Source organism: Haloechinothrix salitolerans (assembly GCF_042662605.1).
Classification (GTDB): domain Bacteria; phylum Actinomycetota; class Actinomycetes; order Mycobacteriales; family Pseudonocardiaceae; genus Haloechinothrix_A; species Haloechinothrix_A salitolerans.
The window spans coordinates 6,036,093-6,055,645 of the sequence record NZ_JBHSXX010000001.1 but is presented as its reverse complement, the minus strand read 5'-3'; the positions used below and the strand labels follow the sequence as shown (position 1 = coordinate 6,055,645).

At 67.3% G+C, this 19,553-nt stretch carries 22 protein-coding genes; 12 read left to right on the top strand and 10 right to left on the bottom strand.

The annotated features are described in order from the left end of the window. On the top strand, positions 1-396 hold the full coding sequence (locus ACFQGD_RS28905; protein ID WP_345406157.1) for a hypothetical protein: 396 nt from the start codon (positions 1-3) through the stop codon (positions 394-396). A gap of 210 nt (positions 397-606) precedes the next feature. Further along, entirely contained in the window at positions 607-1,986 is a 1,380-nt protein-coding gene (locus tag ACFQGD_RS28900; protein WP_345406159.1) for an amidohydrolase, read from the top strand. 99 nt (positions 1,987-2,085) lie between these two features. On the opposite strand, the gene ACFQGD_RS28895 is transcribed toward ACFQGD_RS28900, so the two are convergent. Both ACFQGD_RS28895 and ACFQGD_RS28890 read right to left on the bottom strand, forming a co-directional pair. Continuing rightward, entirely contained in the window at positions 2,086-2,994 is a 909-nt protein-coding gene (locus ACFQGD_RS28895) for an endonuclease domain-containing protein (RefSeq protein ID WP_345406162.1), read from the bottom strand. Positions 2,995-3,235: 241 nt separating this feature from the next. Next, the gene (locus tag ACFQGD_RS28890) at positions 3,236-3,688 is read right to left on the bottom strand and encodes a gamma-glutamylcyclotransferase family protein (protein ID WP_345406165.1); all 453 of its coding nucleotides are present in this window, start codon (positions 3,686-3,688) and stop codon (positions 3,236-3,238) included. Between the two features lie 50 nt (positions 3,689-3,738). Here ACFQGD_RS28890 and ACFQGD_RS28885 point away from each other — a divergent pair, with 50 nt between their 5' ends. Further along, positions 3,739-5,142, top strand: coding sequence for an NAD(P)H-quinone dehydrogenase (locus ACFQGD_RS28885; protein ID WP_345406168.1), 1,404 nt, complete (start codon positions 3,739-3,741; stop codon positions 5,140-5,142). Positions 5,143-5,369: 227 nt separating this feature from the next. Beyond that, positions 5,370-7,097, top strand: coding sequence for a glycerol-3-phosphate dehydrogenase/oxidase (locus ACFQGD_RS28880; protein ID WP_345406171.1), 1,728 nt, complete (start codon positions 5,370-5,372; stop codon positions 7,095-7,097). A gap of 56 nt (positions 7,098-7,153) precedes the next feature. On the opposite strand, the gene ACFQGD_RS28875 is transcribed toward ACFQGD_RS28880, so the two are convergent. Genes ACFQGD_RS28875 through ACFQGD_RS28865 form a run of 3 tightly spaced genes read right to left on the bottom strand, consistent with a single transcriptional unit; the run spans position 7,154 to position 10,013 of the window. Beyond that, positions 7,154-7,729, bottom strand: a complete 576-nt coding sequence (locus ACFQGD_RS28875; RefSeq protein WP_345406174.1) for a GNAT family N-acetyltransferase — start codon at positions 7,727-7,729, stop codon at positions 7,154-7,156. After that, a complete protein-coding gene (locus ACFQGD_RS28870) occupies positions 7,730-8,179 on the bottom strand; it encodes a DUF1707 SHOCT-like domain-containing protein (protein ID WP_345406177.1) in 450 nt (149 codons plus the stop codon). A 40-nt stretch (positions 8,180-8,219) separates the two neighbouring features. Further along, positions 8,220-10,013: an acetyl/propionyl/methylcrotonyl-CoA carboxylase subunit alpha gene (locus ACFQGD_RS28865; RefSeq protein ID WP_345406180.1), complete on the bottom strand. Its 1,794-nt coding sequence runs from the start codon at positions 10,011-10,013 to the stop codon at positions 8,220-8,222. 216 nt (positions 10,014-10,229) lie between these two features. On the opposite strand from ACFQGD_RS28865, the gene ACFQGD_RS28860 reads away from it, so the two are divergent. After that, complete coding sequence (locus ACFQGD_RS28860; RefSeq protein ID WP_345406183.1) at positions 10,230-10,937, top strand: hypothetical protein; 708 nt, start codon at positions 10,230-10,232, stop codon at positions 10,935-10,937. A gap of 36 nt (positions 10,938-10,973) precedes the next feature. Here the strand turns inward: ACFQGD_RS28860 and ACFQGD_RS28855 are convergent, their stop codons facing one another. Beyond that, positions 10,974-11,852 (bottom strand): lytic transglycosylase domain-containing protein, encoded by an 879-nt coding sequence (locus ACFQGD_RS28855; RefSeq protein ID WP_345406186.1) that lies wholly within the window; start codon positions 11,850-11,852, stop codon positions 10,974-10,976. Positions 11,853-12,217: 365 nt separating this feature from the next. On the opposite strand from ACFQGD_RS28855, the gene ACFQGD_RS28850 reads away from it, so the two are divergent. Next, the gene (locus tag ACFQGD_RS28850) at positions 12,218-12,586 is read left to right on the top strand and encodes a hypothetical protein (protein ID WP_345406188.1); all 369 of its coding nucleotides are present in this window, start codon (positions 12,218-12,220) and stop codon (positions 12,584-12,586) included. A 117-nt stretch (positions 12,587-12,703) separates the two neighbouring features. Then, positions 12,704-13,027 carry an SCO4225 family membrane protein gene (locus tag ACFQGD_RS28845; protein ID WP_390221120.1) on the top strand — a complete coding sequence of 108 codons (324 nt, stop codon included), beginning with the start codon at positions 12,704-12,706 and terminating at the stop codon, positions 13,025-13,027. Positions 13,028-13,049: 22 nt separating this feature from the next. Here the strand turns inward: ACFQGD_RS28845 and ACFQGD_RS28840 are convergent, their stop codons facing one another. Genes ACFQGD_RS28840 through ACFQGD_RS28825 form a run of 4 tightly spaced genes read right to left on the bottom strand, consistent with a single transcriptional unit; the run spans position 13,050 to position 16,103 of the window. Further along, on the bottom strand, positions 13,050-13,670 hold the full coding sequence (locus ACFQGD_RS28840; RefSeq protein ID WP_345406194.1) for a Maf family protein: 621 nt from the start codon (positions 13,668-13,670) through the stop codon (positions 13,050-13,052). Positions 13,671-13,695: 25 nt separating this feature from the next. Beyond that, the gene (locus tag ACFQGD_RS28835) at positions 13,696-14,208 is read right to left on the bottom strand and encodes a DinB family protein (RefSeq protein ID WP_345406197.1); all 513 of its coding nucleotides are present in this window, start codon (positions 14,206-14,208) and stop codon (positions 13,696-13,698) included. Further along, positions 14,205-14,435, bottom strand: a complete 231-nt coding sequence (locus ACFQGD_RS28830) for an acyl-CoA carboxylase subunit epsilon (protein WP_345406200.1) — start codon at positions 14,433-14,435, stop codon at positions 14,205-14,207. Before ACFQGD_RS28830 ends, ACFQGD_RS28835 begins: the two co-directional genes overlap by 4 nt. A gap of 18 nt (positions 14,436-14,453) precedes the next feature. Then, on the bottom strand, positions 14,454-16,103 hold the full coding sequence (locus ACFQGD_RS28825) for an acyl-CoA carboxylase subunit beta (RefSeq protein ID WP_345406203.1): 1,650 nt from the start codon (positions 16,101-16,103) through the stop codon (positions 14,454-14,456). A gap of 172 nt (positions 16,104-16,275) precedes the next feature. Between ACFQGD_RS28825 and ACFQGD_RS28820 the strand changes: the two genes are divergently transcribed. The 5 genes from ACFQGD_RS28820 (at position 16,276) to ACFQGD_RS28800 (ending at position 19,553) form a co-directional block, all read left to right on the top strand. Next, positions 16,276-17,070 (top strand): biotin--[acetyl-CoA-carboxylase] ligase, encoded by a 795-nt coding sequence (locus ACFQGD_RS28820; RefSeq protein WP_345406206.1) that lies wholly within the window; start codon positions 16,276-16,278, stop codon positions 17,068-17,070. 95 nt (positions 17,071-17,165) lie between these two features. Continuing rightward, complete coding sequence (locus ACFQGD_RS28815; protein ID WP_345406209.1) at positions 17,166-17,723, top strand: PH domain-containing protein; 558 nt, start codon at positions 17,166-17,168, stop codon at positions 17,721-17,723. A 3-nt stretch (positions 17,724-17,726) separates the two neighbouring features. Beyond that, complete coding sequence (locus tag ACFQGD_RS28810) at positions 17,727-18,671, top strand: hydroxymethylglutaryl-CoA lyase (RefSeq protein ID WP_345406212.1); 945 nt, start codon at positions 17,727-17,729, stop codon at positions 18,669-18,671. 91 nt (positions 18,672-18,762) lie between these two features. Further along, positions 18,763-19,224, top strand: coding sequence for a YbaB/EbfC family nucleoid-associated protein (locus ACFQGD_RS28805; RefSeq protein ID WP_345406215.1), 462 nt, complete (start codon positions 18,763-18,765; stop codon positions 19,222-19,224). Further along, entirely contained in the window at positions 19,221-19,553 is a 333-nt protein-coding gene (locus ACFQGD_RS28800) for a WXG100 family type VII secretion target (RefSeq protein ID WP_345406218.1), read from the top strand. Before ACFQGD_RS28805 ends, ACFQGD_RS28800 begins: the two co-directional genes overlap by 4 nt.

Below are 19,553 nucleotides of genomic sequence, written 5' to 3'. Positions count from 1 at the left end.
ATGACGAAGTTGCGTGGTGTCGCCCTGACGCTGGTGTTCGGCGGCATCGCCGCCGCGCTGGTGCCCGCGTTCGGGCTCGCGGGCGCGCCCGAGGTGCCAGTCGTCGGTGAGCCCGTCGCCGCCGTCGCGACGACGACGGACACCAAGGCCTCGGCGGACAAGCCGAAGCAGGCCGACAACGCGAACCAGGCCGCTCAGCGGCGGAAGCAGCCCACCGCGTCGCCGTCGCCCGCCGCGCAGGGCGAGCAGGAGCCGAACATCAACGAGCGCAAGAAGCAGGCCGACGACGAGCGGCGGAAGAACAAGCTGGTCGTCGGTGGGGTCGCCGTCGTGCTGCTGCTGATCGTGGTGTGGGGTCGCAAGGTGCGCTCGAAACGGCGGAACGCGGGTTCATAACACCCCGTCGGGGGACCCGGTTTGTCGCACGATGAGTTCAGCCAAACCGAACTGTGGGTAACCGCTTGTCGACGGAAGTCGACCGGCCGTCTCTTGACGACCTACTCCGCTACTCTGAATGGGGAGTGGAGTGCAAGAATGATCACAAATGGCTATGAGTTCTTTCCCTCTCGCGATACTGGCTGTCGCTGACCAAGCAGGGGGTGGCGCATGACGACCTCCCCGCATACACGCCCTGGCGCGGAAGCGCGCGCGGTTCCGAACGGCGTCACGGGCAGCATCGCCGACAGCCGTCCACTGCGCGCGGTCACTTCCCCGGTGACGGGGGACGGCGCCGCGCTGCGTACGATCTCGGACGCCGAGCTCGACGGGCTGATTACCCCGGATGGCGTCACTATGTCGTCCGTGGCTGACATCGGCGCGGGGCGTGGGCCGGAGTGGCTTGACCAATGGCTCGCGGCGAACTCCGCCGACGTGGTTGCCTGGCGCAGGCACATCCACGCCAACCCCGAACTGGCCCGGCGCGAGTACGGCACCACCGAGCTAGTGGTGCGGGTGCTGCGCTCGATCGGGCTCAAGCCGTGGGTGCTGCCGCACGGCACCGGCGTCGTCTGTGACATCGGCGAAGGCGAGCGGTGCGTGGCGCTGCGTGCCGACATGGACGCGCTGCCGATCACCGAGGCCAGCGGACTGCCGTTCGCCTCGGCGGTCGACGGCGTGGCCCATGCCTGCGGCCACGACGCACACACCGCGATCCTGCTCGCCACGGCGTCCGCGCTGGTCGCGGCGCCCTCGCTGCCGGGAAAGGTGCGGCTGCTGTTCCAGCCGGCCGAGGAGGTCATGCCCGGCGGCGCGCTCGACTCCATCGCGGCGGACGCGCTCGACGGCGTCGACCGGATTTTCGGCCTGCACTGCGATCCCCGGCTGCCCGTCGGCAAGATCGGCACGCGGGTCGGGGCGATCACGTCGGCCGCCGATCTGGTTGAACTGCGGTTGACATCGCCAGGCGGGCACACCTCGCGTCCGCACCTGACCGCGGATCTGGTGCATGCGCTCGGCAGCGTGATCACTGGGCTGCCTTCGCTCATTTCGCGACGGGTCGACCCCCGCTCCGGCACGGTGCTGGTGTGGGGTGCGGTGCACGCGGGTGAGGCGGCGAACGCGGTGCCGGAGGACGGCACCCTCCTCGGCACGCTCCGCACGGCGGACATCAACGTCTGGCGCGAACTGGAACCGCTGGTCGGGGCGTCGATCGAGTCGCTGCTCGCACCCACCGGCGTCGGGTTCTCGCTGAACTACCGGCGCGGTGTGCCGCCCGTCGTCTGCGACGCGGAGAGCACCGGCTTCCTGCGTGAAGCGGCCGCTGCCGCGCTGGGGCAGGACGCCAACACCAGCACAGAGCAGTCCTCGGGCGGAGAGGATTTCGGCTGGTACCTGGAGCACGTCGACGGTGCGTTCGCCCGACTCGGCGTGTGGCCCGGCGAGGGACCGCAGCGGGACCTGCACCAAGGCACGTTCGAGCTGGATGAACGCGCCCTCCCGGTCGGCATCCGGTTGATGGTTCACACCGCCCTGACCGCCCTCCGCTAACGTCGTGTCCGACACTCGTGCACTTGTGTCCGACCTTCCGGACGCTGTGTCCTGCACTCTCGACGCTGTATTAGGCACTCTCGACGCCGTGTTCGACAGTTAGGTTACGTCGACGATGTAGCCGCGCGAGCGCATCGCTTCAACAACGGTGGTAACCAACCGGGACGGGTCGCGTAGGTCATCAGCGGTGGCGTGTATGACAATCCATCCCCGGCGCCGGAGATCCGCGTCGCGTACGGCATCGCGCTCGGCGCGTTGGACGTGCGCCGCGTAGCCGTCGTACTCGACCGCGACGCGGAACTCTGGCCAAGCGAAGTCGAGCCGATACATCTCGCTGCCGTCGATGTCTGTGACGCTGACCTGCTGTTCGGGTATCGGCAGACCGCCGTCGACGAGGTTAAGCAACGTCCAGCTTTCGGCGGGCGACTCCGAGTCGCCGCGCGCTAGGTCGAGCAACGTGGCTGCTCGCACCGTGCCCCTGCGGTCCCGGCGCGACCGGATCCGCTCATCGATCGTCGTTCGGAGCGCGTCGCGTCTACCTGGAGAAACACTCGCCAACGCTTGGTCCGCACAAGCGATCGCTGTACGCCGCGACCCGCGGCACAGGACTTCGGCGAGCGCGTGCGGCATCGTCACCGTGCGCAGCCGATCGACGAGCTCGGTCTCGTAGTCGACCAGGTGGCTGTAATGCACAGCGACATCCTTGCGTCGCCGCAGCGTGCGGGGATATGGCAGCAGCACGTGAATGGGGGCAAGGTCCGCAGCGCTGATTCCCCGGATGACCAACGCACTGTGGCTGTTCAGTGTGGCGTTTGGTCCAGCGCACAACATCGCCGCGGCAGCACGGCATCGGAACTCGGTCGCTTGTCGCGGATCGACAAGCACATCCCGGGAGTACACCTTCAACCGTCCTGCGCGGACGGCCGTCCGCATGGCTTTCGGTCCGATCTCTTGGGCGAGTCCGACGCGCGTGTAGGCGCCATGCAGGCCCTCGGGTAAGACGTCCATTCCTCAAACTGTGGCCGCACGAGGCGGCCGGTGGAACCACGTCAGCACAGCTGTGGACAACCCACAGCTGTGGATAACTCAGCGCGAACGCGAGTGCCGAATACGGCGTCGAGAACGACTAACACGACGTCACGAATGCTTAATACAGCGTCCAGACCGTCGGACACAACGTCGAGAGTGCAGGACACAACGTCCGGAGCGCAGGACACAAACCTATGCCGGTGGTGCCGTTGGTGGGTCGTCAGGGACCGATGCCGATGCAGGGACGGGTGCGAAGGTCGTTGACGTAGTCGGCGGGCGCACCGGCGGCCTCGGCGGCATCCGCCAGCACACCGAGATACCGCGCCGAGGGCAACCCGCCCTCATAGGCGTCGAGCACGTACAGCCACGCCAGGACGGGACCCTCCAGCGTCTGCACTCGCAGTCTGATCTTGTTGTGCAGGAACAGCTCGTCGCCTTCCCACCGGTCGAGACCCTTCTCATCAGCGGCGTTGACGTCGTAGAGCACGACGAACACCCGAGAGTCGGGGTCCTCGACGATGGTGGCCAGCGCGCCTTCCCAGCCGATGTCTTCCCCGCCGAAGGTCAGTCGCCAGCCTTCGAGCCAGCCGGTCCCCGCCATCGGCGAGTGCGGTGCGCGCTCGGCCATCTGATCAGGGTCCATGTTGGAGCCGTAGGCAGCATAGATGGGCACGTCCGAGATAGTAACGTTGTCCGCGCGGTAATACAGTGAGGAGGCGACGGGTGACGAGGATCGTGATCTTGGGTGGTGGCCCAGCCGGCTACGAGGCGGCGTTGGTCGCGGCTCAGCACGGAGCTGATGTCACCGTCGTCGAACGGGACGGTCTCGGCGGGGCCTGCGTACTCTACGACTGCGTGCCCTCGAAGACATTCATCGCGTCCTCCGGAGCGCGGGCGAGCTTGCACGGCATGGCCGAGCTAGGCATCGCCATCGACGACGACAAGGTGCGGGTCGAGAATCGCACCGTACACGGCAGGGTGAAGGGTCTCGCGCTCGCCCAGTCGGCCGACATCCGCGCGCGAGTGCAGCGCGAGGGCGTCCGGGTGCTCCCTGGCGTCGCGCGTTTCTGTGACCCCGAGCCCGGTCTCGCGGTGCACCAGGTCGCCGTCACCAAGGAGGACGGCGGCGAGGAGGTGCTGATCGCGGACGTCGCCCTCATCGCGACCGGCGGGACGCCGAGGGTGCTGCCCGGCGCGGTGCCTGACGGCGAGCGCATCCTCGATTGGCGTCAGCTCTACGACCTCCCTGAGCTGCCGGAACACCTCGTCGTCATCGGTTCGGGCGTCACCGGCGCCGAGTTCGCCTCCGCCTACACCGAACTCGGCGTGAAGGTCACCGTCGTCTCCAGCCGCGACCGGATCCTGCCGCACGAGGACGCCGACGCCGCCGCCGTGCTGGAGGAGGTTTTCAGCCACCACGGCGCGACCCTCGCGAAACACGCCCGCGCGGACCGCGTCGACCGCACCGACGATGGTGTCCTTGTTCACCTGACCGATGGGCGCATGATCGAGGCGAGCCACGCGCTGATGACCGTCGGATCGGTGCCGAACACGCAGGACATCGGGCTCGACACGGTGGGCGTGGAGACCACGGAGGCGGGCCACATTCCGGTTGACCGGGTGTCTCGCACCAAGGTGTCCGGCATCTACGCGGCGGGCGACTGCACCGGTGTGCTGCCGCTGGCGTCGGTGGCGAGCATGCAGGGCCGCATCGCGATGTGGCACGCGCTCGGCGAGGGCGTCAGCCCGATCAAGCTCAAGACCGTCGCCGCGAATGTGTTCACCCATCCGGAGATCGCCACGGTCGGCATCAACCAATCCGCGATCGATGCCGGGGAGGTACCCGCGCGGACCATCATGCTGCCGCTGTCGACCAACGCCAGGGCGAAGATGGAGGGCGTCCGGCACGGTTTCGTGAAGCTGTTCTGCCGCCCTGCCACTGGCGTGGTCATCGGCGGTGTCGTCGTGGCGCCGACGGCGAGCGAGCTGATCCTCCCGATCGCGCTCGCGGTGCAGCACCAGCTCACCGTGGACCACCTGGCGCTGACGTTCTCGGTGTACCCGTCGCTGTCCGGCTCGATCACCGAGGCCGGGCGCCAGTTGATGCGCCACGACGACCTGGACTAGCGCCACGGTTCCACCGGTGGGCGCCCATGGCTACGCACGGGGTGTGGTGCTTCTCTCACGCGATCCGATACAGCTGTATTGGATTCTGCGCGAGACACTCACCGAGCTAGCGCCGGCCGGGGGACGAGCCTAGCGCAGCCACGCCGCACGACAGGCTGGTGATCAGCGGCCGCACGGCCGGGTAGCCGATACCGTGGCACCATCAACCGCGGCGAGAGGAGGGCGTGGTGCCCGGTGATGGCCGGACGGTCGGCCGACTTGGGGTGGCCGAGCGTGAGCAGGCGTGGCAGCGGCTCGGCGGAGGCGACTTCGATCTCATCGTGATCGGTGGCGGCGTCGTCGGCGCGGGGACCGCCCTCGACGCGGCGACGCGCGGGCTGCGTGTGGCGCTCGTGGAGGCGCGCGATCTCGCGGCGGGGACGTCGAGCCGCTCGAGCAAGCTCTTCCACGGCGGGTTGCGCTACCTGGAGCAGCTGGAGTTCTCCCTGGTGCGGGAGGCGTTAGCGGAGCGCGAGCTGATGCTAACGCGACTCGCCCCGCACCTGGTCAAGCCGGTCAGCTTCCTCTATCCGCTGAGCCACCGGATCTGGGAGCGGCCGTACACGGCGGCCGGGCTGTTCCTCTATGACAGCATGGGCGGCGCGCGGTCGGTGCCTGGTCAGAAGCACCTCACCAAGGCGGGTGCGCTGCGCATGGTGCCAGCGCTCAAACGGGACGCGCTGATCGGCGGTATCCGCTATTACGACGCGCAGACCGACGACGCCAGACACACCATGATGCTCGCTCGCACCGCGGCGCATTACGGCGCGGTGGTGCGCACGTCGACGCAGGTCGTGGACTTCCTGCACGAGGCGGATCGGGTGTCTGGTGTGCGGGTACGCGACGTTGAGGACGGACGCGAGGTCGACGTCTCTGCCGGGGCGGTTATCAACTGCACCGGGGTGTGGACGGACGAGCTGCAGGGACTGTCCGGCAGCCGGGGCCGGTTCCGGGTTCGGGCCAGCAAGGGCGTGCACGTGGTCGTCCCGCGCGATCGGATCGTGTCGGACTCTGGGCTGGTCCTGCGCACGGCGACTTCGGTGCTGTTCGTGATCCCGTGGCGGGCGCACTGGATCATCGGCACGACCGACACCGACTGGAACCTCGATCTCGCGCATCCCGCCGCCACCAAGGCCGACATCGACTACCTGCTCGACCAGATCAACTCGGTGCTGGTCACGCCATTGACCCCGGACGACATCGAAGGCGTCTACGCGGGGCTGCGTCCGCTGCTCGCGGGGGAGAGCGAGGAGACGTCGAAGCTGTCGCGGGAGCATGCCGTCGCGCGGCCCGCGCCGGGATTGATCGCGATCGCGGGCGGGAAGTACACCACGTACCGGGTAATGGCCGCTGACGCCGTCGACGCCGCGGCGCACGACCTGCCTGGCAGGCCGCAGCCGTCGATCACGGACAAGGTGCCTCTGCTTGGTGCGGACGGCTATCACGCGTTGGTGAACCAAGTCGACCACCTCGCGGCAAGGCACGGGCTGCACCCGTACCGGGTACGGCACCTGCTCGACCGGTACGGCTCGCTGGTGCACGAGGTGCTCGCGCTGGCCGACGATCGGCCCGACCTATTGCGTCCAATCACCGGCGCGCCGGACTACCTGCGTGTCGAGGCGGTGTACGCGGCCAGCCACGAAGGCGCGCTGCATCTGGACGACGTCTTGGCGCGGCGGATGCGAGTGTCGATCGAATACCCGCACCGGGGCGTCGACTGCGCTCAGGAGGCCGCGGAACTTGTCGGCGGGGTGCTCGGCTGGTCGGCGGAGACGATCATGCGCGAGGTGGACGTCTACACCGCGCGAGTCGCCGCCGAACGCGAGGCACAGCAGCAGCCTGACGACGAGTCCGCCGACAAGCGCCGCCGCGCCGCGCCGGATGCCAGGTCGGGCATCGTCTCGTCAGCGGAGTAAGCGGATTCTCCCTTGGAGGCCGTCCGGACGGCGTCGCCAGCCTTCGGCAAGGCGTCTTAGCCGTTCGTCGTCCAGTGCAGCGTTGCGGGAGTGCCGTCGCCGGAGTCGCAGGAGTCGTCTCGGCGGAAACCGCATCGGTGCGCGAGCGCGACGGCGGCAGCGTTGTCTTTGGCGCAGATGGCTTCTACACGTTCGAGGTCCAGCGCACCGAAGCCGAAGCGGAGCACGGTGCTTACCGCGGTGGCGGCGACCCCTTGACGACGCGTGTCGGCATGCGTCCACACCGTGAGGCGCGCGGTGACCGGCTCGCTTTCGGTGTCTGGTGACGCGCCATCGCTGCCGGCGCCGGTGGTTGATCGGTCGCCGAGCTCCAATCGGACTTCACCGATTAGCCTGCCCGTCGTCAGCTCCGCGATGGCCCAGGTGTAGTGGCTGTCGTCGCGCCAGCCGGCAGCGCGGGCGTGAATGTAGGCGGTGGCGGTCTCGATCGTGTCGACACCGTAGTCGGGTGACGCGCCTCGCACCGCGGGATCGCTGAACGCGCTCAGCAGCGCGGGCCGGTCGTCGAGACGGTCGTCAGCACGGAACTGCCGCAGGTAGTAGGTGCCCGCGTTGATCTCGATTGGTTCCACTCAATCCCTGCCTGGCCAGCACCGCGCGCCGAACGCTCCCAGGACCACCACGACGATCGGAATCAGCAGCATAGGCATTGGAATGCGCAATAGCAGTACCAGCCCGATGGCAGCCGCGATCGCGATCGGCACGGCGCCTCCAGGTAGCCCGGTCCGACGACGCCGCGGCTCGTAAGACCGTCCCTCGCGAGGTCGCCTCCGGTCCCGCTCTCGGTTCCCCTGCTCCGGCGGGGCCGGCAGTTGCTCCCGCAGCATCGCGGGACGTGGTTCCGGCAAGTCGCTGAACAGCGTGACCAGTTCGCCGCGAGTCTTCGCCGCGGTGACGCGAGCGGTGCGGTCGCCGTACTCGTCGATGTCCAGCCTGCCGTCCCGCATGTGCTGGCCGAGCGCGTCCATCGCTTCCTCGCGCTCGGCGTCGCTGATCCGGAACTCGGGACGATCTACCGTCACACCTCGATGGTACGGCCTTGTGCGCCGCGCGCGGCCTCCGTCAGTCCTTGATTTCGAACAGCACCGCACCCTGGCTGACGGACGAGCCGATCTCGCAGGACAGGCCGGTGATGGTGCCGGACTTGTGCGCGTTGACGGGATTCTCCATCTTCATCGCCTCGAGGACGACGACCAGCTCGCCCTCCTCGACCTGCTGACCGTCCTCGATCGGCAGCTTCACGATGGTGCCCTGCATCGGCGCGGTCACCGCGTCCCCGGATACGGCGGCTTTCTTACCGCCAGCGCGCTTGCGCGGCTTGGCCTTCGCGGCGCCGGGGTTGCCGTTGCCACCGCCGATCGCGAAATCACCGGGCAGCGACACCTCGAGTCGCCTCCCGCCGACCTCGACGACGACGGTCTGGCGCTCAGCCTGCTCCTCGTCGGCGGGCTCGCCGCCGACGAACGGCTCGATGGTGTTCTCCCACTCGGTCTCGATCCAGCGGGTGTGCACGGTGAAGCCGTCTTCAGCGGTGAACGCCGGGTCGCGCACGATCACGCGGTGGAACGGCAGCACTGTCGCCAGGCCATCGGCGACCATCTCGTCCAGCGCACGGCGACTGCGCTCCAGCGCGTTCTGCCGGTCGGAGCCGGTGACGATCAGCTTCGCCAGCATCGAGTCGAACTGCCCGTCGATCACGGAGCCGTCCTCGACACCGGCGTCGACGCGTACGCCGGGTCCGCTCGGCGCGACGAACCGTGTCACGGTGCCGGGGGCTGGCAGGAAGTTGCGGCCAGCGTCCTCGCCGTTGATGCGGAACTCGATCGAGTGGCCACGCGGCTCGGGGTCCTCGGTGAACCGCAGCTTCTCACCGGCCGCGATGCGGAACTGCTCGCGGACGAGGTCGATGCCGGTGGTCTCTTCGGACACCGGGTGCTCCACCTGGAGCCGGGTGTTGACTTCGAGGAACGAAATCGTGCCGTCCTGGCCGACGAGGTACTCGACGGTGCCGGCACCGGAGTAGCCAGCCGCCCTGCAAATGGCCTTGGCTGACTCGTGGATGCGGTTGCGCTGGTCGTCGGTGAGGAACGGCGCGGGCGCCTCCTCGACCAGCTTCTGGTGCCTGCGCTGCAGCGAGCAGTCGCGGGTGCCGACGACGATGACGTTGCCGTGCTTGTCGGCGAGTACCTGTGCCTCGACGTGACGCGGCCGGTCGAGGTAGCGCTCGACGAAGCACTCGCCGCGTCCGAACGCCGCGACCGCTTCGCGGGTCGCCGACTCGAACAACTCGGGGATCTCCTCGATGGTGCGAGCGACCTTCATCCCTCGTCCGCCACCACCGAACGCCGCCTTGATCGCGACCGGGACACCGTGCTGCTTGGCGAACTCGACGATCTCGTCGGCGTTCTTGGCCGGGTCCTTGGTGCCGGGTACCAACGGCGCCTCGGCGCGCTCGGCGATGTGGCGAGCGGTGACCTTGTCGCCGAGGTCGCGAATGGCCTGTGGCGACGGCCCGATCCAGTTCAGCCCGGCGTCGATGACAGCCTGGGCGAAATCGGAGTTCTCCGAGAGGAAGCCGTAGCCGGGGTGCACCGCGTCGGCGCCGGAGCGCTTGGCGACGTCGAGCAGCTTGTCGAAGACAAGGTACGACTCGGCGGCGGTCTCCCCGCCAAGTGCGAACGCTTCGTCGGCGAGCCGGACGAACGGTGCGTCCCGGTCAGGGTCGGCGTAAACCGCGACAGTGCTGATTCCGGCATCCTTGGCCGCGCGAATCACGCGCACCGCGATCTCGCCGCGGTTGGCGATCAGGATCTTGGACAGGGACTCGGAACCGGTCGCCGATGCTGTCTCGGGCACACCTACCTCCTTCTCGACAGGCCGCCACGGCCTACCGGCGTCGTTGCGGGTAAACAAGGCCTTGGGGCAGTTTACGGATTCCACGCTGCTATGTGAGGGAGAGCCGTCTCACGTTTGGTGGGCCTTATCGCCATTCGGTGCCGTGTCTCCAGCGTATTCGAGGCGGGGAGACTACAGTCTGTGGTCGATCGATACCGCGAGCACAGGAGGGCAGTCGTGGCCGTGGGGGCATCGCGACCGGCCGTCGTCACGGCCGTCGTCGCGCTTGTCGTTACCGTGCTCGTGCTCGCGTCGGCGGTGCTGTTGCGGCTCCAGCGAGATCCTATGAACGCAGCCGGGCAGCTCGGTCCTCCTGCCGCCGCAGCCGGCTCTGCCGACCTGACCTGCGGCGAGTCGCCATGTGGTGTGCTGACTAGTCTGCCGGTCGGCGAGGTGACCGTTGAGCTGCTCGCCGGTGACGGCGGTGAACACGGCATCGTGCGCGTGCTGGCGCCTGGATCGGACATCGTGCTCGAAACCGCGCTCGCTGACCTTGGAGCAGAACTGACGCAACGCTCGCTAGTGTGCACGGAAGGTGACACCACGGCGTGCTTGGTACGCGGCGCCCGGGACGATGCGGTGGTGGGGGAGGTCTTCGTCGCGCGCGATGACAAATGGGAAGCCGTGGAACGGCCCTACGTGTCTAATGCGGGATATCTGGACCTGGTCCCCACTACCGGGCATGATTCGCCGGGAATCGTGTTGGCGACCTACCCGAACTGCACGGGCAGTGCCGATGACTGCGACGGTGCCGCCGTCGCGCTGCGGATATTCGCGCTCGACGGCACCTCGCGCGGTTGCACTAAGGGCTATCCCACGCTGTCCGATCTGCCCGACTGGCCGGATATCAACGTGAACGGCGGAGAATTGCGTTCCTGTGGGTAATATGTCGGATCTGCGCGCGCCATGGATCGAGGTTTCTTAGGAGCCGTAGCCCTCCCGGAGCAGGACGTCGCCTTTCGGCGTGCTGAAGTAGACCTGCCACCGGTGGTAGACGTCGAGGTAGTGCGGGTAACGTCGCATCGCGTTGGCGTAGGCGAGGATGGCCTCGACGTAGTGCTCGCTGTGGTTATAGGCGTAGAGCGCGCCGCGCATGTCGTCCGGCGCACCGCTCGCGGTGAGGTACCGCGCCGCCGCCAAGATCGCGTCGCGTGGGTTGTTGACGTCGCCCTTCCCGTAGACGTCCCACGTCGAGGGCATGAACTGCATCGGGCCCTGCGCGCCCGCGTGGCTGTCGCCGTGGATACGGCCGAATCGGGTCTCGACGAAGTTGATCGCCGCCAGAATCTGCCACGGCACGCCGAACTGCTTCTGCGCCGCGTGATAGTGGCCGCGCAGTTTGGCGACCGGGAGCGGACGTCGGATGCGCCAGTCGTCCGGCGGTCCAGCGCGTGGCGAGTTGAGTTGACTGAGTGAGGTGGCGGCGCGCAACGTTAGGTCGTACGCGGCGTGGAACCGGCCGGGGACATGGTCGCGGGCGGTGGCACGCCAGCGGGGGCGGTCGGCGAGTTCGCGGTACACCTGCTGCTGAATACGCGCCCATCCAGTGCGGTGTTTATCCGGCGTCGTCTCGTCCGCGAGAGCGCGTTCGGCACGGGCGAGGAGCATGGCCAGCGCGCGAGGTGTGGCGGCTTCCGGGAACGCTGTGGGTGGCGGTTTCACGGCGCTCGACGTCTTCTCGGCGGAGCTGGGTGCTGGCGACGTCGCGGATGGCCTTGGTGCATGGGTGCCCGCCTCGCACCCTGTGAGTGCGAGGCAGGCGAGCAGGGCGGTGCTCACTGCCGTGGTCGGGATGCCCACTCTTTCTTAGCGTAGGTGCGTGACCGCGTCAGATACAGCAGTTGGAGGTGGCCAGCTTCACAAAAAAGCTTGACTTGAACTGTCCGGCCTCCTTATGGTACGCGCCATATTTATCATTCTAAACCGATTCTGGGGGTTGATTACTTTATGTCATATTCTTGTGATGTTCGATTGAAAGTTTCATGAGAAACCGCACAGGAATTTTGCTAGCTCTTGCCTATACTGCTTTAGGTGTGACGCTTTGCCTACTTCTTGAGGGGCCAACTCAGACCGATGTTAGGTATCTGGGAGCACCTGCGGGAGTCGTGATAGCTGTTCTGTTACTAGGTCACCTAAGTGCGATTCGGAAGTTCCGAATGAAAAGGATGTACCGTGACCTGAAAGATCATCATTCGGTTGTGTACGGGTGTGGACTGCATGCGAGTCTGCGAACGCGCTGCGTCACATCGGACCGCGATGAAATAATCATTTGGAACTATGACAAAAAAGGTGAATATGCGGTCGAACTTCGTCTGGAACGTGCCGCGACTATTTTGCGCCGCGAGTTGGTTCAGGCGGCTCAATCGAGGAAGTATGAAGCCTTGGTTATAGAGAACGGTCGGCCAGCGGTCCCCGACTACATGCTCATATATCGGGGCCACTCAGGGTCAGCTTTGTTTCCGTTAAAAGGCGAGGTGCTTGAAAGGGCGAGAATGCAGTTGTTGAAAGGGGTCGCAGATGCAAGTTGGTTCTGAATCCGTGCATACCTTGGCCAATAGCGCATCGGGGTACGGAGATTTCGCTCCACGAAGACTATTACTAGCAATTGTGTCGACTCTGAGGGTTGCGATTCGTATTAGAAAGGCTGAAGCATGCGATTATGGTCGATATGGCTACTGCGCGACGCTGTCGCGGAATATAGCCGCGGAAACCGGGCGCTATCGATCTCTGTCGGTTACGCGGTGATCGTGATCGGCGCTGCCGTCTTCGTTACGGTCGACACCGCTCTGAAGCCGGGAAGTCTCGCCGGAATGTGGCTGTTTCTGGCCACCTTGCCCAGCTCGCTGCTTCTCCAGTTCCTTCCGGCGGAGGGGGCCGCGTATATGCTGTTCCTCACGCTCGGTGGACTCGTTCAGGCGTGGCTGCTGTGGGTGATCGTGCGTGGCAAGCGGATTTCCAGCCCGGCTGGTTCGTGATCGTCGGGTTGGCGTCCGTGTCTCACCGCCGCCAGAGGTCGACCACGCTGACGTCGATGTCGGTGAGCAGTGTTCGGGTCAGCGGCAGGCTGATGCCGATGACGCTGGACGGGTCCCCGTCGATGCCGTCGACGAACCAGCCGCCGATGCCGTCGAGGGTGAACCCACCCGCGACGTGCAGCGGCTCGCCGGTGGCGAGGTAGGCGTCGATCTCGTGCTCGCTGGGTGAGGCGAACCGCACCACCGTCGTTTCCGTCGCCCCGGCGTCCTTGGTGCGCGCACCACCGTCGAGCCGGACGACGACGTGCCCGGTCAGCAGCTCGCCGGTGCCGCCACTCATCCGCAGCCAGCGTTCGCGGGCGGTCTCTGATGTGCCTGGTTTGCCGACGACCTCGCCGTCGAACGACAGCATCGAGTCGCAGCCAACGACCACGGCGTCCGGGTGTGACTCCGCGACGGCCTCGGCGACCGCGTCGGCCTTGGCTCGAGCCAGCGCGAGCACGAGTTGTTCCGGAGTGGGGTTGGTCAGCGTCGCGGCGACGGCGTCCTCATCGACGCCGGATACGTGCACGACGGGGTCGACCCCAGCGGCGCGCAGGACAGCCAGCCGGGCAGGGGACGCCGAAGCCAGTACGAAATCCACGGCCGTGAGTGTATGAGGTGGCCTGTTAGTCCCCCGTGGCGCCGTCGAGCTGTTCCCGCAGAATGTCGGCGTGGCCCGCATGACGAGCCGTCTCCTCGATCATGTGCAGGTAGATCCAGCGCAGCGTCATGTCCGTGCCGAACCGGTGCCCCCGGTCATCCAGCTGGTACCGGGCAGCCACCTCACGCGACCGCGCGCACTGCTCCTCGTACGCCTCGATCAGCTCGTCGACCGTCTCGTCCTCGGTCATGCCGAACTCGGCGAGACGCTCCTCCTCGCTCTTCGGCTCGAACGGCACGCGCGGAAGCGCGTACTCGAACCAGCGTTGCTCGGCGCACGCCACGTGCTTGAGCAGACCGCCAAGCGTGGTCGCTGATGGCACCAGCCGCCGTCGGGCATCAGCATCGGACACCCCGCGCACCTTATTCACCAGGACCGCGCGGTAGTGGTCGAGGAAGCCTTCCAGCGACGCCCGCTCGTCGCTGAGCATCACGCCCGCACCGGGCAGTGCGCTGGACGAGGTTGCCGGATTCGTCATCGCGGCAAGCTTGACGCGCGCCACGCGCCCGGACCTGGCTGGATCGGCGTCCGCAACCGCGCGGCGGGGTCACCCCACAGCGAGCGGCGCTTCGACGTGCCATTCGCATCGCCGCCACCGCGAGACGCCGCGGCGGCGATCACGCTGGTCAACGCCGCCAGCTCGACGTCGTCCGGCGCGCCACGCACGACCCGCAGCAACGGACGTGGTGTGTCCTCTTCGCTCATCGCGACCTCCTGCACCCGTTATAGCGGTATGTTGCCGTGCTTCTTGGGTGGTTGGTTTTCGCGTTTGTCGCCGAGGATGCGCAGGGAGCGGGCGACGTAGCCGCGGGTGTGTGAGGGTGGGATGACGGAGTCGACGTAGCCGCGTTCGGCGGCGACGTAGGGGTTGCAGAGGGTGTCTTCGTACTCCTGGATGAGTTCGGCGCGCAGTTTCTCGATGTCTTGGCCCTCGCTTTCGGCGTTGGCGAGGGTTTTGCGGTAGACGATGTTGGCCGCGCCTTGGGCGCCCATGACCGCGATCTGGGCGGTGGGCCAGGCGAGGTTGATGTCGGCGCCGAGGTGTTTGGAGCCCATGACGTCGTAGGCGCCGCCGTAGGCCTTGCGGGTGATGACGGTGACCAGGGGGACGGTGGCTTCGGCGTAGGCGTAGATGAGTTTCGCGCCGCGGCGGATGATGCCGTTCCATTCCTGGTCGGTGCCCGGGAGGAAGCCGGGGACGTCGACGAAGGTGAGCACGGGGACGTTGAAGGCGTCGCAGGTGCGCACGAACCGGGCGGCCTTCTCGCTGGCGTCGATGTCGAGGCATCCGGCGAACTGGGTGGGCTGGTTCGCGACGATTCCCACGCTTTGGCCGTCGACGCGGCCGAACCCGACGACGACGTTGGGGGCGAACAGTTCGTGGACCTCGAGGAACTCGCCCTCGTCCACCACGCGGCGGATGACTTCGTGCATGTCGTAGGGCACGTTGGGCGAGTCGGGGATGAGGGTGTCGAGTTCGCGGTCGTCGTCGGTGATGTCGTCGGCGACCGAGTTGCCCGAATGCGCTGGGGCTTCGAACACCGGGGGCTCGGAGAGGTTGTTGGCGGGCAGGAACGACAGCAGTTCCTTGACGTAGGAGATGGCGTCGTCCTCGTCCGCGCCGAGGTAGTGGGCGTTGCCCGACTTGGTGTTGTGCGAGCGCCCGCCACCGAGTTCCTCGAAGGTGACCTCTTCACCGGTGACGGTCTTGATCACATCGGGGCCGGTGATGAACATGTGCGACGTCTGATCCACCATCACCACGAAGTCAGTGAGCGCGGGGGAGTAGACGTGCCCACCGGCGTTGGCGCCCATGATCAACGAGATCTGCGGCACCACACCGGACGCCTTGACGTTGCGGGTGAAGATCTCGCCGTAGAGGCCGAGCGATACGACGCCTTCCTGGATGCGGGCGCCGCCACCCTCGTTGATGCCGATGATCGGGCGGCCGGTCTTGATCGCCAGGTCCATCACCTTGACGATCTTCTCGCCGTACACCTCACCGAGTGACCCACCGAACACGGTGACGTCCTGCGAGAACACGCACACCGGGCGGCCGTCGATGGTGCCGTAGCCGGTCACCACACCGTCGCCATACGGGCGGTTGGCGTCCTGGCCGAAGTTGGTGGAACGGTGTCGCGCGAGCTCGTCCAGCTCAACGAACGATCCAGGGTCGAGCAGCATGTCGATGCGCTCCCGGGCCGTCTTCTTGCCCTTCGCGTGCTGCTTCTCCACCGCACGCGCTGAACCCGCGTGGACCGCCTCGTCATTGCGGCGATACAGGTCAGCGAGCTTGCCCGCGGTGGTGTGGATGTCGACCGACTCCTCCGCCGAACCGTGCTGGCCCCCCAGCGGCTCCGTTGCGCTACTCATAAACCCGCAGCCTAAGCCACCTGCCTTACCTGTGTCGTGTGACGTCAGCAATATCACCGGTGTGCTCTTAAGGTGAGGACATGAGGACTGCTTGCAGGTCCGAATCATCGGACACCATGCTGGCCGCCGCTCGGTTGACGACGCGACGTGCCGCGACAAGAAGGAGGCCAGCATGACCGCACTCGACGCCGACCGGTTGCGCACGGAGCTCGTCACTTTACAGGCCTATGCCGCACTCGATGTCGTCGCCAGCACGGGTTCCACCAACACCGATCTGATCGAAGCCGCGCGTACCGGCGCGGCCGACTACACGGTGCTCATCGCGGAGGAGCAAACCGCGGGCGTCGGCAGGCTCGCGCGTACGTGGGTGTCGCCAGCGGGCGCCGGGCTGTACCTGAGCGTGCTGCTGCGCCCGGCAGAGGTGCCGCCGGAGGCCACTGGGTCGCTGGCGATCGTAGCCGGGCTCGCCCTCACCGACTTGTGTGACGACCTAGGCGTCGCCGCCACGCTGAAGTGGCCCAACGATGTCCTCGTGGGTAACGGCAAGCTGGCGGGCGTGCTGGCTGAGCTGGTGCCGCAGCGGGCCGTCGTGCTGGGTATCGGTCTCAACGTCCAGCCGCTGGGCGACGTCGAGCCAGGGCCGGGCGGGCTCGCGGCGACCTCGCTGGCCGAGCACGGGGCACGCACAACGGACCGCACTGAGATCGCGGCGACGTTGCTGCGCAGGCTGGCCGAACGGGAACGTGCGTGGCGGGTGGCGCACGGCGATCTAGCCAAGGCAGGGTTGCTCGCGGACTACCGCGAAGCGTGCGGCACGCTCGGCCGCACCGTCACGGTGTCGCTGCCACAAGGCGAAACGCGAACCGGCACCGCCGTTGACGTCGATGCCGTTGGCAGGCTCACCATCGAGGACGACAATGGGCAGCGCAGCACCGTCCTGGCGGGTGACGTCATCCATCTCCGCTGACACCACGCGGACGCGGCGGCGCGTTCACACTCCGGTGACGGGCCAAGTCGGTACGGTTGGCTGCGCTGACATCGAGGACACGGGAGCGTGGCGAGGTGGCTTACCCCAAGGACCTGCTCAGCACGGGCGAGCAGGTAATAGTGCACCGGCATCCGCATTTCAAGATGCTGATCATGCCGATCTTCGCGTTCGTGATCGCGGCCGCGGCGGGGATATGGGGCATCGTGCTCGCGGCCGAGTTCCCGCCACCGTGGGATTTGGTCGCGGCGATCGCGATAGGCGTCGTCGTGGTGCTCGTGCTGGTGTTGCGGGTGTTCGCTCCGTTCATCCGGTGGCGCACCACCCATTTCGTTGTCACGACCGATCGGGTGATCGCCCGGGAAGGCGTCATCACCCGGACGGGCATCGACATTCCGATGCGACGTATCCACAGCGTGCGGTTCGAGCATGGCCTGCTCGACCGCATCTTCGGCTGCGGCACGCTGTTCATCGAGTCGGCGTCCGAGGAGCCGCTCCGGTTCGACGACATCCCCCGCGTTGAGCAGGTGCACACCGACATCTACCGGTTCCTCAACGACAACCCGTACGACGACTACACCGACGATGAAACCGAGCTGATGGAACGGCCGCGTGAGACACGGCGGGGTTGGTGAGACGTGAGCGTGCGGGAACTGGGCCTGCCAGCCAGAGCAGCGGCGAGTGACATGCCGGAGAGCATCACGATCTGGGAGGTCGGTGCGCGCGATGGGCTGCAGAACGAGTCGGACATCGTCGACGTCGGCGTCAAGGTCGAGTTCATCGAGCGGCTAGCCGAGGCCGGGCTGACCACGATCGAGGCGACGAGCTTCGTGCACCCGAAGTGGGTGCCGCAGCTCGCGGACGCCGCCGAGGTGCTCGCCGGGCTGAAGCCGCGTGACGACGTCCGATACCCGGTGCTCGTGCCCAACCAGCGCGGGCTGGACCGGGCGCTGGAGTCCGGGGTGCGCCACGTCGCCGTGTTCGCCAGCGCCACGGAAACCTTCGCCAATCGCAACCTCAACAGCACGTTGGACGAACAGTTCGCCATGTTCGAGCCGGTCGTCGAGCGTGCGCGGTCGGAGGGGCTGGACGTGCGCGGGTATCTGTCGATGTGCTTCGGCGACCCGTGGGAGGGCGCGGTCGACCCGGCGCAGGTCGCGCGGGTGGGCGCGCGACTGATCGACATGGGCTGTTCGCAGCTCTCGCTCGGCGACACCATCGGCGTCGCCACGCCGGGCCAGGTGGAGGAGCTCCTGCGTGCGCTGGCCGCCGTCGGGGTCGACGTCGACGCGCTCGCGGTGCACTTCCACGACACCTACGGCCAAGCGTTGTCCAATACCTACGCGGCGCTGCGGCAGGGTGTGCGGTGCGTGGACGCGTCGGCGGGCGGGCTCGGCGGCTGCCCGTACGCGAAGTCCGCGACCGGCAACCTCGCCACGGAGGATCTGGTGTGGCTGCTCGATGGTCTCGGCATCGCCCACGGCGTCGACTTGGACAAGCTCGTCGACACCAGCGTGTGGATGTCGCGGCAGCTCGGCAGGCCAGCGCCGTCCCGAGTGGTGCGGGCACTGTCCGGCGATTGAGCGCGGCTTTCGCCGCGACGGGAACCGAGGCGGGTGCGTTAACGTCTCACTCCACTGCCGACCCGACACCCACCAGGGACCGGAGGACGCCGTGACCGACCATCGCGCGCAGGTCAACCAACTGCTCGCGGACTACGCCAGGAGCAGGGAGCAGCTCGCGACGGTGCATCAGCGGCTCGCCGCGATCACGGCGACCGAGCGCAGCGCGGACGGCGGAATCACCGTCACCGTGGGGTCGCGCGGCACGTTAACTGGGCTGACGCTGGCTGACGACGTCTACCGCGCGCATCGGCCGTCCGAACTGGCGACCGAGATCTTGCGGCTGGTGACATCGGCGTCCCGACGTGCCCTCGCGGAGGCGGCCGACGTCCTCGCGCCGACGCTGCCCGCGGGCACCGACTCGAAGGCGATGCTGCGCGGCACCGCCGATCTGACGCCGGATGAACTCCCGCCCGAACCACGCCCGACCCCTCGCGACTCCCCCGAGGACGCTGATGACGAGGACTTCGCCGCCACCAACTGGGTCGCCGAGGGCCGGCGGGGCACCTCATGACCGACGGCTGGTCCGCCAACGTCGAGCGGGTCGCCAAGCACGCGCGCGACTTCGACACGCATGCGGAACGCGCGACGCGCATCGCGAACACTCTCAGGGACGCGTTGGATACCACCGGTGCGCCGTGGGGGTCCGACGAGGTTGGCAGCAGCTTCGACGCCACCCACCGCGCGGCAGCGGATTCGGCGTTGGCGCTCATAACCGGGCTGGGCGACACACTCGGCCGGATGGGTGCCCGGCTGGCCGATGCCGCGACGACCTATCAGGCCACCGACGACGTGGGTGCCGACGATCTCGGCCGCATAGCGCGCAGGCTTGATCAGGCATAG